The sequence below is a fragment of the Methylobacterium sp. AC433 genome (genome assembly GCF_979253015.1).
Genome location: NZ_CEEDBN010000012.1, coordinates 102,995 through 115,071, shown reverse-complemented (window position 1 = coordinate 115,071; position 12,077 = coordinate 102,995). Strand labels below are relative to the sequence as shown.

Sequence of the window (12,077 nt, the reverse complement as noted above, 5' to 3'; positions counted from 1 at the left end):
GGCAGCGATGCCTCACCGGGCTTCCGTGCCGGGCTGGCGGCCAGGCAGATCGCCGGGCTTGATCACCGGCATTCCGCCCGGATTCGGATCGGGCGGGGTCACCACCATGCCGGGGGCGGTGTTTCCCGGCGGCTTGATCACGCCGTCGCTCTTCTCGAGCTTGTCGCTGAGGGTGCCGGTGTCGCCGGAGGTGCCCTTATCGGCGGTCCCCTCGGACGGGCGGATCTTGTCGGGGATGGTCTGGTTCGGCGGCGGCAGGGCCGGGTCGGTGTCCCGGCCCTTCAGCGGCGCGTCGGGGGATTGTGCGAAGGCCGCGCCGGCGACCAGGCCGAGGCCGACCGCGAGGGTGAGGATCGAGCGCATAGGGTCTCCCTGTCTCGGATGCGAGGTTTGAGGGAGAACAGACCCGGGGCCGAAGCGTTCCTGTCCCATCGGTCCCGTGATGGGAACAGGGTCCTGGGACGACGCCTCACGCGCTCTCACGTGCCGTAGTTTGAAACGTCAGGCGCTCGCGCGCGCCATGCCGAGGTAGAGTTCGCGCAGGCGCCGCGTATGCGGGCCGGGGCGGCCGTCGCCGACGGCGTGGCCGTCGATGCTAACCACCGGCATCACGAAGGCCGAAGCGCTGGTGTAGAAGGCCTCCGCCGCCGCCAGGGCCTCCGAGACGCTGAACAGCCGCTCCTCCAGGGCGAGACCGGCCTCCTCGGCCAGACGCAGGACCGCCTTGCGGGTGATGCCGGGCAGGAGCGCCGTGGACAGGGGCCGGGTGACCAGGGCGCCCGCCTTCGTCACGATGAAGGCCGTCGAGGACGAACCCTCGGTGACCGCGTCGTCCTCGACCATCCAGGCCTCGGCGACGCCCGCGGCGGCGGCCTGCTGCTTGGCCAGCACCTGGGCGAGGAGGGCCACCGACTTGATGTCCCGGCGCTTCCAGCGCAGGTCCGGCACGGTGATGACCTTGGCGCCGGTCTGGGCCAACGGGTTGGCCGCGACGGTCTTGGCCTGCGTGAACATCATCACGGTGGGCGCCGTGCCGGCCGGCGGATAGGCGAAGTCGCGCTCGTACACGCCCCGCGTCACCTGCATGTAGACCAGCCCCTCGGCGAGCCCGTTGCAGGCGACGAGTTCGGTCTGCAGGCCGATCCATTCGGACATAGTGTGCGGGTTGGCGATGTCGATCTCGCCCAGCGAGCGATCGAGGCGGGCCAGGTGCGCCTCGTTGTCGACGAGGCGGCCGTCGAGCACCGCCGAGACCTCGTAGATCCCGTCGGCGAAGAGGAAGCCCCGGTCCATGATCGGCACGCGCGCCTCGGCGAAGGGCAGGAAGTCGCCGTTCAGGTAGACGATGCGGGCCTGGGACACGGGGTTACCTCTTCGGTCCGGGTGGGGCTGTTCGGGACAGGCGGGATTCGTGCGCTGTTCAGCTTGCGCCGAACACCCGCGAGAAGATCGTGTCCACGTGCTTGAAGTGGTAGCCGAGATCGAAGCATTCCTCGATCTGCTCCGGGGTCAGCGCGGCGGTGACGTCGGCATCGGCCTTGAGAAGGGCGAGGAAGTCGCCCTCGCCGCGCCAGACCGGCATCGCGTTGCGCTGGACGAGGCGGTAGGCATCCTCGCGCGAGACCCCGGCCTGGGTCAGGGCCAGCAGCACCCGCTGCGAGTGGACGAGGCCGCCGAGCTTGTCGAGGTTGCGCTGCATGTTCTCGGGATAGATCAGCAGCTTGTCGATGACGCCGGTGAGGCGGCCGAGGGCGAAGTCCAGGGTCACGGTGGCGTCCGGCCCGATCATGCGCTCCACCGAGGAGTGCGAGATGTCGCGCTCGTGCCAGAGGGCGACGTTCTCCATGGCGGGCAGGGCGTAGCTGCGCACCATGCGGGCGAGGCCCGTCAGATTCTCGGTGAGCACGGGGTTGCGCTTGTGCGGCATCGCCGAGGAGCCCTTCTGCCCCTCCGAGAAGAACTCCTCCGCCTCCAGCACCTCCGTGCGCTGGAGATGGCGGACCTCGATCGACAGGCGCTCCACCGAGGAGGCGACGACGCCCAGGATCGCGAAGAACATGGCGTGGCGATCGCGCGGGATGACCTGGGTGGAGACCAGCTCGGGGGTCAGGCCCATGGCCTTGGCCACGTATTCCTCCACCCGGGGGTCGATGTTGGCGAAGGTGCCGACGGCGCCGGAAATGGCGCAGGTGGCGATCTCCTCCCGCGCCGCCACGAGGCGGGCGCGGGCGCGCTCGAACTCGGCATAGGCCCCGGCGAGCTTGAGGCCGAAGGTCACCGGCTCGGCATGGATGCCGTGCGAGCGGCCGATGGTCGGCGTCATCCTGTGCTCGAAGGCCCGGCGCTTGAGGGCGGCCAGCAGGGCGTCGACGTCCTTGATCAGGAGGTCGGCGGCGCGGACCAGCTGGACGTTGAGGCAGGTGTCGAGCACGTCCGACGAGGTCATGCCCTGGTGGACGAAGCGGGCCTCGGGGCCGACGATCTCGGCGAGATGCGTCAGGAACGCGATGACGTCGTGCTTGGTCACCGCCTCGATGGCGTCGATCCGCGCCACGTCGAAGACCGCGTCGCGGCCCTTCGCCCAGATCGTGTCGGCGGCCTCCTTCGGAACCACGCCGAGTTCGGCCAGCGCGGTCGTCGCGTGGGCCTCGATCTCGAACCAGATCCGGAAACGCGATTCGGGGGACCAGATCGCGGTCATCTCGGGGCGGCTGTAGCGGGGGATCATGCGGGCGCCTCGGTCAACGCGACGATGGTGATGTGGCTGGCGCCTAGCACGGGCGCGGGTGCCGCTCAACGCGCACCGACCGCCCGGCCCGACGAGCGGGTGTGTCTTTCCGGTGCCACCGGCGACGGTCCTTGCGCGACGGGATCGACCCGAGGGCGTGGACCGGCGACCGGATTCGCGAAGCCGCTCAGACACCTGATGCACAGTCCGGACTCATACTTATATTGATTAAAGACTATCCATGCCGATCGAGGCTAGAGCGGACGGACGAACTCGAATAATCAGGAGATATGTAAATATATACCGCCGACATTCTGATCACAACGGGCCCGGCGAGAGAAATATTTCAGCTTATCCGGATGAGGCGTTCCATGTTCAGCCACCGTCACGTCGGTCTTCTCGCGGTGCTGCTCAGCGAGACCTGCCTCGTCGAAATCCGCGCAGCGGTCGCGCAGGACGCGCCGGCCGGGAACGCCGCGCATGCCGAGGTCAGCCTGGACCAACTCCACGTGGAGGGCCCGGCCGGTTCGGGCGCCGGCTATCGGGCGGCGCGGGCCCGGAGCGCCACGAAGACGGACACGGCCCTGATCGATACGCCGCAGGCGGTGACGGTCGTCACGCGGGAGCAGATCCAGGATCAGGGCTTCCAGGGCGTGACGGAGGCCCTGCGCTACGTGCCCGGCGTGTTCCTGCACCAGGGCGCCGCCAACCGCGACGAGATCGTGATTCGCGGGCAGCAATCGAGCGCCGACTTCTACGTCAACGGCATCCGCGACGACGCGCAGTATTTTCGCGATCTCTACAACGTCGAGCGGATCGAGGTGCTGAAAGGCCCGAACGCGATGATCTTCGGGCGCGGCGGCGGCGGCGGCGTGGTCAACCGCGTCCTCAAGGAGGCCGACGGCATCCCGCTGCGCGAGGCGGTCCTCCAGACCGGGCAGTTCGGCACGAAGCGCCTCGCCCTCGACGTCGGCGACCGGGTCTCGGACAACGTCTTCTTCCGCCTCAACGGCCTGTTCGAGGACAGCGGGACCTTTCGCGATTTCGTCGATCTGCGGCGCTGGGGCGTGAACCCCACCGCGACCGTGCTGCTCGGCCCCGACACGACGCTCAGGCTCTCCTACGAGTACTTCCACGACGAGCGGACCGCCGACCGGGGCATCCCCGCCCAGGACGGACGGCCCTATCGCTACCGCCAGAACATCCGGACCTTCTTCGGCAATCCCGACCTCAGCACCGCCCGGGTCGACGCACATATCGCGACCGCCAGCCTCGAGCATCGCTTCGCGTCCGGCGTGGAGATGCGTGCCCAAGTCCGCTTCGCCGATTACGACAAGTTCTATCAGATCGTGTATCCGAGCATCCGGGCGGGGGGCGCCGTGAACGCGGCCGGGACGCGCCTCGAACTCAGCGCCTTCAACAACGACACGCCGCGCACGAACCTCTTCAACCAGAACGACTTCACCTACCGCTTCACCACCGGCCCCCTGGCGCACACGCTGCTCGCCGGCTTCGAACTCGGCCACCAGTCGGGGACCAACCTGCGCGAGGAAGGCTTCTTCGCGACGACGGGCACGCAGGCCATCGTGGTCAATCCGCTCTCGCCCCTCTCGCGGGTTCCGGTGAGCTTCCGCAACATCGCTTCGGGCATCAACAACCGCTACGACCTCGGCCTGGCGGCGGTCTACGCACAGGACCAGATCGAGATCGGGCCGCACCTGCAACTGATCGGCGGCCTGCGCTACGACCATTTCGACTTCCGCTCAACCGACCGGCGCATCCAGGACAGTCTCACCCGCGTGGACGACCTGCTGTCGCCCCGGATCGGCGCAGTGCTGAAACCCTTCGACGCCCTGGCCTTCTACGCCAATTACAGCGTCTCCTACCTGCCGTCCGCCGGCGACCAGTTCAACGCCCTGAGCACCGGCCTCGCCGCCGCCCCGCCGGAGCGGTTCGAGAACCGCGAGGTCGGCGTGAAGTGGGACGTGACGCCCGCGCTCCAGCTCACCGGCGCGCTGTACGACCTCGACCGCTACAACCAGCGCCTCGCCGATCCGAACCGCCCCGGATTCTTCCTGCTCAGCGGCCAGACCAACGCGCGCGGCGTCGAGGTCGGCGCGAACGGCTTCCTCACCGATTGGTGGCAGGTCGCGGGGGGCTACGCCTTCACGGATGCGCGCATCGTCAACGGCTTCGGCGGGGCGCTGATCCTTCCGGGCAACCGGGTCGGCGTCGTGCCTTTCAACGCCGTCACGGTGTGGAACAAGTTCAGCGTGACGCCGGAACTCGCCATCGGCATCGGCACGATCCACCAGACCCACACCTTCGCCAGCGCCGACAACACGGTCCGCCTGCCCGGCTACACCCGCTTCGACCTCGGCCTGTTCTACCAGGTCACGGACGGGGTCCGGGCGCAGATCAATATAGAGAACCTGTTCGACCGCGGCTACATCGCCACCGCGGACGGCAACAACAACATCTCCCCCGGCGCGCCGCGCCTGATCCGGGCGCAGATCGTGGCGCGGTTCTGAGCCGACCGGCGCCCTCGGCCCCGCCCCGGCGGGACCCTCGGGCCGTGGCATTGCGGCAACACCGTCCACGAGATCGGCTCGACCTGGAATCGTTCCAGGATTAAAATCGGAGACACTTTTGCCAAACATTGCGAAGGCGTTGGCCCGCTGTTTCGAGCGGTTCTTAGAAGTCCTGTAAAACAAAGACCAGGAAAGACCGGTCCGATCGCTTGCTTCGCTCGGGCGCACTCTACAAGGGATCTCTCACGCCACTGAACTGAATTAGCGGCGCAAGATCAACAAGACAAGATTTCGAGATCGGGCGACACGACGATGGGCATTGGAGCAGCACCACGGATCTTCGCGACCCTCCTGTGCGGGACGGCGCTGGCGACGACGGCCCGGGCGCAACCGGCGCTCCTGCCGGAGGGCACGGCCGTCACGTTGGACCAGCTCAGCGTCGAGGGCCTGCGCGGCAACACGGTGGGTTACCTGACCCGCGCCACCCGCAGCGCGACGAAGACCGACACCCCGCTCCTCGACACGCCGCAATCGATCACCGTCGTCAGCCAGGAACAGATCCGGGACCAGAACTTCCAGAACCTCACCGACCAGCTGCGCTACGTGCCCGGCGTGATCCCGGCCCAGGGTGAGAGCAACCGCGACGAAGTCGTGATCCGCGGCCAGAAGACCAACGCGGACTTCTTCGTCAACGGCGTGCGCGACGATGTGCAGTACTTCCGCGACCTGTACAACATCGAGCGGATCGAGGTGCTGAAGGGTCCCGACTCGCTGATCTTCGGCCGCGGCGGCGGCGGTGGCGTCATCAACCGCGTCCTGAAGGAGGCCGACGGGCTGCGGGTGCGCCAGATCACGGCCGGTGTCGGGCAGTTCAACCAGAAGCGCGTGGCGGTCGATGTGGGCGACCGCATCAGCGACAGCGTGTTCTTCCGCCTCAACGGCGTGTTCGAGGACAGCCAGACCTACCGCCAGTTCGGCGACCTGCAGCGCTACGGCATCAACCCGACGATGACTTTCCTGCTGGGCCCGGCGACCACGCTGAAGCTCTCCTACGAGTTCTTCCACGACGACCGCTTCCCCGATCGCGGCATCCCCTCGCAGAACGGCCGGCCGTACAATTACCGCAACAACATCCGCACCTTCTTCGGCAACCCGGACGTGAACACCACCCGGGTCGACGCCAACATCGCCACGGCGACCCTCGACCACACGTTCGAGTCCGGCGTCCAGATGCGCAACCAGCTGCGCTTTGCCGATTACAACCGCTTCTACGCCAACACCCTGCCGGGGGCGCCGGTCAACGCCGCCGGCACGCAGGTGCCGATCACCGGCTACCGCAACGAGACCGACCGGACGAACTACTTCAGCCAGAACGACTTCACCTACAAGTTCCTCACCGGCGACGTGAAGCACACCCTGCTGGCCGGCTTCGAGCTCGGCTACCAGGAGGGCCTCGCCTTCCGGCAGACGGCGTTCTTCAACACCGGCAACAGCCTCGTCACCAGCGTGGTGGTGAACCCGATGTCGCCGATCACCCGCGCACCGGTGACCTTCCGCAACAACGGCACCACGGACGCCAACTTCCGCTACGATCTCGGGCTGGCCGCGGCCTATGCGCAGGACCAGATCGACCTGAACGAGTACGTCCAGATCGTCGGCGGCCTGCGCTACGACTACTTCGACTTCTCCTCGCAGAGCCGGGTCAACGCCCTGACGAACGCGCGCGTCGACAACCTCGTCTCGCCGCGCGCCGGTATCGTGATCAAGCCGCTGGCGAACCTCGCCTTCTACGGCAGCTACAGCGTGTCCTACCTGCCGTCCTCGGGCGACCAGATCGGCGTCTTCTCGCCGGGCCTCGCCATCGCCAAGCCGGAGGGCTTCCAGAACCTCGAAGTGGGCGTGAAGTACGACGTCACGCCGGCCTTCCAGGTCACCGGCGCCCTGTACAACCTCGACCGCACCAACCAGCGCCTCGCCGACCCGAACAATGCCGGCTTCTTCATCCTGTCGGGCAAGACCAACACCCAGGGGGCCGAGATCGGCGCCAACGGCTACCTGACCGACTGGTGGCAGATCGCCGGCGGCTACGCCTTCACCGATGCCAGGATCGAGAGCAACACCTCGGCGACCATCGTGAAGGGCAACACCGTCGGGCTGGTGCCGTTCAACAGCGTCTCCCTCTGGAACAAGTTCGACGTCACGCCGGAATTCGGCATCGGCATCGGCGTGATCCACCAGACCCACACCTTCGCCACCTCCGACGACACGGTGCGGCTGCCGAGCTACACGCGCTTCGACCTCGGGCTGTTCTATCAGGTCAGCGAGTCGGTCCGGGCGCAGGTGAACATCGAGAACCTGTTCGACCGGCGCTACATCTACACCGCCGACAACAACCAGAACATCACGCCCGGCGCGCCGCGCACGATCCGGGCGCAGATCATCGCCAAGTTCTGAGGCGTCGGCGCCGCGGGCGGCGGGTGGCTACTCCACCCGTTGCCAGCCGGGACCCATCAGGCGCTCCTGCGGGGTGAAGCGGGCCTTGTAGTCCATCTTGCGCGATCCCTCGACCCAGTAGCCGAGATAGAGGTAGGGCAGGCCGAGATCGGCGGCGCGCCGGATATGGTCGAGGATCATGTAGGTGCCGAGCGAGCGGTGCGCCTCGACCGGATCGTAGAACGAATAGACCATCGACAGGCCGTCCGCGAGGACGTCGGTCAGGCACAGGGCGACCGTCGGCCCGGTGCCGCGCCCGTTGATCGCGGTGTCGGGGCCGCGCCGACGATAGGTCACCAGGTGGGTGTCCACGTGGCTGTCCTCGATCATCATGGCGTAGTCGAGCACGGTCATGTCGACCATGCCGCCGTCGCCGTGGCGGGCGTCGAGGTAGCGCCGGAACAGGGCGTACTGCTCCGAGGCCGGGCGGTTGGGCTCGGGGGTGCCGACGAGGTCGGCGTTGCGCTGGAGGATGCGGCGCTGGCTGCCCGAGGGCCGGAAGTCCGACACCACCACCCGCACCGAGATGCAGGCGCGGCAGGATTCGCAGGCCGGCCGGTAGGCGATGGTCTGCGAGCGGCGGAAGCCGCCCTGGGTCAGGATCTCGTTGAGATCGCGGGCGCGGCGCCCGACGAGGTGGGTGAACACCTTCCGCTCCTCCTGGCCCGGCAGGTAGGGACACGGGGAGGGCGCCGTGAGGTAGAATTGCGGGGTGTCCCGGGAATGGCTCGTCACGCTTGTCTGTCGCCCGCCACGCGGGGTGCGCCCCGCGCACCCCAAGACTTGAGTGTATCCGCAACGCGGGCGGGCTCAACACCCTGAGGGGGTTCCGCGACGATTTCGTACGAAACCTTGATCAGCCCGCGCGCACGAGGCGCATCTCCAGCAAGACTTGCGCCCTGGATAGACTTGAGCGGCCGAGGAAGACCCGGAGCGGCGCCTCAGCCGGCGCGCACCACCGCGAGGCCGAGGAGCAGGTCGTGGCCGAGGCGGCGGTCGGCGCGCACGAGGCCGATGCCGACATCGAGCATCCAGAGCACGAAGGCGGAGGCGACCGCCACGTAGAACAGCAGCGCGTGGATCGCGGCCGTGAGGTAGTCCACCCGGGCGCCGCTCTCCGGCGCGACCACGCGCAGGCCCATCATCCGCATGCCCCAGGTGCTCTGGCCGGAGCCGCCCACCGTGATGGCGCTGTAGAGGATGCCGCTCGCCGGCAGGATCGCGAACAGGGTCCAGCCGAGGCCGAAGGTGAGGACGCCGATCACGGTGATCGCCAGCATCAGGAAGGCCGTGAAGCCGAAGATGAACAGGATGTCGAGCAGGTAGGCGACGAAGCGCGCGCCGAGGCTGCCCCGCACGTAGGGCACGGGGAACTGGGGGGCGTAGCCGGTCTGGAAGCGATCGGCGTAGGGGCTTTGCGTCTCGCGCATGGGGGGGCGCTCCTGGGGTCGCTCGCGGGAGGGAGCGGCAGACCTCTCCCGCGAGAGATGGGCGCGGCCCCGGAAACTCTCAAGATCGGGAACGCTCACGATCGCGCCGGCTCAGGGCGCGGCGCGATCGGCCGGCGCCTTCTCCGCGCCCGGGTCGGCGGCCGCGGCCTCCGGGGTGTCGAGGTAGTACTGGCGCAGGAGGAACAGGCGGGCGCCGTTGACCGGGCCGGCCTCCGTGGCGAGGCCCAGGAGTTCGGCCCCGGGACCGAAGCGGCAGGTGACCCAGCGCTGGCGCGCGGCCTGCCCGGGCCGGCCCGCCACCGCATAATCGACCCTGACGTCGTCCGGCGTCGCGCCCGCGCCGATACGCAGGAGCCTCACCGCGGTGTCGGGGGGCGCCAGCGCCGGAACCGCGCGCCGGCAGATCATGGCGCGCTGGCGGTCGACTGAGCTCTCGCAGGCGGCGAGACCGAGGAGGGCGGGCAGGAGCGCGGGCGAGAGCGCGGAGATGAGCCCGCGCGCGGCACGTCCGGGGCTCACGCGCCGGCGCGCAGCCGCTCGGCGACCCGCAGCGCGTAGTAGGTCAGCACGCCATCGGCGCCGGCGCGCTTGAAGGCCAGCAGGCTCTCGACCATGGCCCGCTCGCCGTCGAGCCAGCCGTTGCGGGCGGCGGCCTCGATCATCGCGTACTCGCCCGACACTTGGTAGGCGAAGGTCGGCACGGCGAACTCGTCCTTCACCCGGCGGATGATGTCGAGGTAGGGCAGGCCCGGCTTGACCATGACGGAATCGGCGCCCTCCGCGATGTCGAGGGCGACCTCGCGGATCGCCTCGTCGGAATTGCCCGGGTCCATCTGGTAGGTGCGCTTGTCGCCGACCAGGGCCGCCTGGGTACCGATGGCGTCCCGGAACGGGCCGTAGAACGCGCTCGCGTACTTGGCTGCGTAGGCCATGATCTGCACGTCGCGAAAGCCCGCCCGGTCGAGGCCGGCCCGGATGGCGCCGACACGCCCGTCCATCATGTCCGAGGGCGCGATGATGTCGGTGCCGGCCTCGGCCTGGATCAGGCTCTGCTCGACGAGGAGGGCCACGGTCTCGTCGTTGAGGATCGCGCCGTCCTCGAGCAGGCCGTCATGGCCGTGGCTGGTATAGGGATCGAGGGCGACGTCGGTCATGATGCCGAGTTCCGGCACCGCCGCCTTCACCGCGCGCACCGCCCGGCAGACGAGGTTTTCGCGATTGAGGGATTCCGAGCCGGTGGGATCGCGGAGGGACGGCTCCGTATAGGGGAAGAACGAGATCGCCGGGATGCCCGCGCGGGCGGCCTTCTCGGCGTCGCGCACGATCTCGTCCACGCTGAGGCGCTCGACGCCGGGCATCGACGCGATGGGCTCGCGCCGGCCCGATCCCTCGATCACGAAGAGCGGCCAGATCAGGTCGTCGACCGTCAGGGTATGCTCGCGCACGAGGCGGCGCGACCACTCGGCCTTGCGGTTGCGGCGCGGGCGCTGGGTGATGCCGAGGGCCACCGGGCGGGCGGCCTCCTGGGCCGTCTCGACCGCCAGGGGACGCGGAGTCGGGGGTTCGTGGGTCATCGTGCTCGGACTCGATGGTGTTCGGCCCGGGCCTGGGGCAGGGGCGGGCGGGAACCGGCCTAACACATCGGCAAAAGCCTTCGAAAGCCGTGATGCCGACGCAGGGATGGCGGGGATTCGTCCACGGCAGACGCGTTCCGCGCCCACAGCGGAACCGGCCCGGGCGCGGCCGCTCCGATTGACGCCGCCCGCCAAAACCTCGTCTAAGCGGGCGATCCAGGCGGGAGGACCCATGGCGGAATCGGGCGAAGCGGAGATCCTGTTCGAGCGGCGCGGCGCGGTGGGCCTCGTGACGCTGAACCGGCCGCGTGCCCTCAACGCCCTGTCCCTGGCGATGCTGCAGGCCATGCAGGCGCAGCTGGATGCCTGGGCCGAGGACGCCGCGGTGACGCGGGTGCTGCTGCGGGGCCGGGGCGGGCGCGCCTTCTGCGCCGGGGGCGACATCCGGCAGATCTACGCCCTCGCCAAGGCCGGCGACCACGCGGCCGTCGATGCGTTCTGGCGCGCGGAGTACGGGCTCGACGCCTCCGTAAAACGGCTCGCGAAACCCGTGATCAGCCTGATCGAGGGCCTGGTCATGGGCGGGGGCAACGGGATCTCGGTCCATGGCAGCCACCGGGTCTCGTCCGAGCGCTACAGCTTCGCGATGCCGGAGGTCGGGATCGGCCTGTTTCCCGATGTCGGCATGACCTACGTGCTGCCGCGCCTGCCCGGATGCACGGGGACCTACCTCGCCCTCACCGGCGCCCGCATCGGACCGGGGGACGCCCACGCGGTGGGCCTCGCCACACACCACGCGGCGGCGGACGACTTCGACGCGATCGTGGACGCCCTCGCCGCCGGCGACGCCGTCGAGGCGGCGCTCGCCGCGCATGCCCGGCCGGTGCCGGAACCCGGGCCCCTGGTCGAGGCGCGGGCCGTCATCGACGCGTGCTTCTCCGCCGACACCGTCGCGGAAATCCTGGCGCGCCTCGATGCGAACGGGTCCGCCTTCGCCGCCGAGACCGCCGCGCTGATGCGCACGCGCTCGCCCACCAGCCTGGCCCTGGTGCGTGAGCAGATGCGCCGCGGGGCGCGCTTGGGCTTCGCCGAGGCGATGCTGACGGAATACCGCATGGTCAGCGCCCTGATGCGCGGCCACGACTTCTTCGAGGGCGTACGCGCCGCCGTCATCGACAAGGACGGCGCCCCGGCCTGGAATCCCGCAACCCTGGAGGCCGTCGATCCCGCCGGGATCGCCGCGGCCTTCGCGCCGTCCGCCGGCCCCGAACCGGACTTCGCAGGATCGCCCGAGCGATGA

At 69.1% G+C, this 12,077-nt stretch carries 10 protein-coding genes; 3 read left to right on the top strand and 7 right to left on the bottom strand.

Going from position 1 to position 12,077, the window contains the following annotated elements; genetic code table 11:
* Nucleotides 1-12: 12 nt before the first annotated feature.
* From AC0IWM_RS16845 to purB, 3 genes are all read right to left on the bottom strand, one after another.
* Nucleotides 13-363, bottom strand: a complete 351-nt coding sequence (locus AC0IWM_RS16845; protein WP_471756874.1) for a hypothetical protein — start codon at nucleotides 361-363, stop codon at nucleotides 13-15.
* A gap of 138 nt (nucleotides 364-501) precedes the next feature.
* Entirely contained in the window at nucleotides 502-1,362 is an 861-nt protein-coding gene (locus AC0IWM_RS16840; protein WP_471756872.1) for a D-amino-acid transaminase, read from the bottom strand.
* A 58-nt stretch (nucleotides 1,363-1,420) separates the two neighbouring features.
* Nucleotides 1,421-2,728: an adenylosuccinate lyase gene (gene purB / locus AC0IWM_RS16835; protein WP_471756870.1), complete on the bottom strand. Its 1,308-nt coding sequence runs from the start codon at nucleotides 2,726-2,728 to the stop codon at nucleotides 1,421-1,423.
* A gap of 371 nt (nucleotides 2,729-3,099) precedes the next feature.
* On the opposite strand from purB, the gene AC0IWM_RS16830 reads away from it, so the two are divergent.
* A complete protein-coding gene (locus tag AC0IWM_RS16830) occupies nucleotides 3,100-5,259 on the top strand; it encodes a TonB-dependent receptor (protein WP_471756868.1) in 2,160 nt (719 codons plus the stop codon).
* 312 nt (nucleotides 5,260-5,571) lie between these two features.
* On the top strand, nucleotides 5,572-7,713 hold the full coding sequence (locus AC0IWM_RS16825; protein WP_471756866.1) for a TonB-dependent receptor: 2,142 nt from the start codon (nucleotides 5,572-5,574) through the stop codon (nucleotides 7,711-7,713).
* Nucleotides 7,714-7,740: 27 nt separating this feature from the next.
* Here the strand turns inward: AC0IWM_RS16825 and AC0IWM_RS16820 are convergent, their stop codons facing one another.
* The 4 genes from AC0IWM_RS16820 to hemB form a co-directional block, all read right to left on the bottom strand.
* Nucleotides 7,741-8,487 (bottom strand): arginyltransferase, encoded by a 747-nt coding sequence (locus AC0IWM_RS16820; protein ID WP_447677753.1) that lies wholly within the window; start codon nucleotides 8,485-8,487, stop codon nucleotides 7,741-7,743.
* A 206-nt stretch (nucleotides 8,488-8,693) separates the two neighbouring features.
* Nucleotides 8,694-9,182, bottom strand: coding sequence for an RDD family protein (locus AC0IWM_RS16815; protein WP_471756864.1), 489 nt, complete (start codon nucleotides 9,180-9,182; stop codon nucleotides 8,694-8,696).
* Between the two features lie 111 nt (nucleotides 9,183-9,293).
* On the bottom strand, nucleotides 9,294-9,722 hold the full coding sequence (locus AC0IWM_RS16810) for a hypothetical protein (RefSeq protein WP_471756862.1): 429 nt from the start codon (nucleotides 9,720-9,722) through the stop codon (nucleotides 9,294-9,296).
* The gene (gene hemB, locus AC0IWM_RS16805; protein WP_056469833.1) at nucleotides 9,719-10,777 is read right to left on the bottom strand and encodes a porphobilinogen synthase; all 1,059 of its coding nucleotides are present in this window, start codon (nucleotides 10,775-10,777) and stop codon (nucleotides 9,719-9,721) included. The genes AC0IWM_RS16810 and hemB overlap by 4 nt, the downstream gene beginning before the upstream one ends.
* A gap of 232 nt (nucleotides 10,778-11,009) precedes the next feature.
* On the opposite strand from hemB, the gene AC0IWM_RS16800 reads away from it, so the two are divergent.
* A complete protein-coding gene (locus AC0IWM_RS16800; RefSeq protein WP_471756860.1) occupies nucleotides 11,010-12,077 on the top strand; it encodes an enoyl-CoA hydratase/isomerase family protein in 1,068 nt (355 codons plus the stop codon).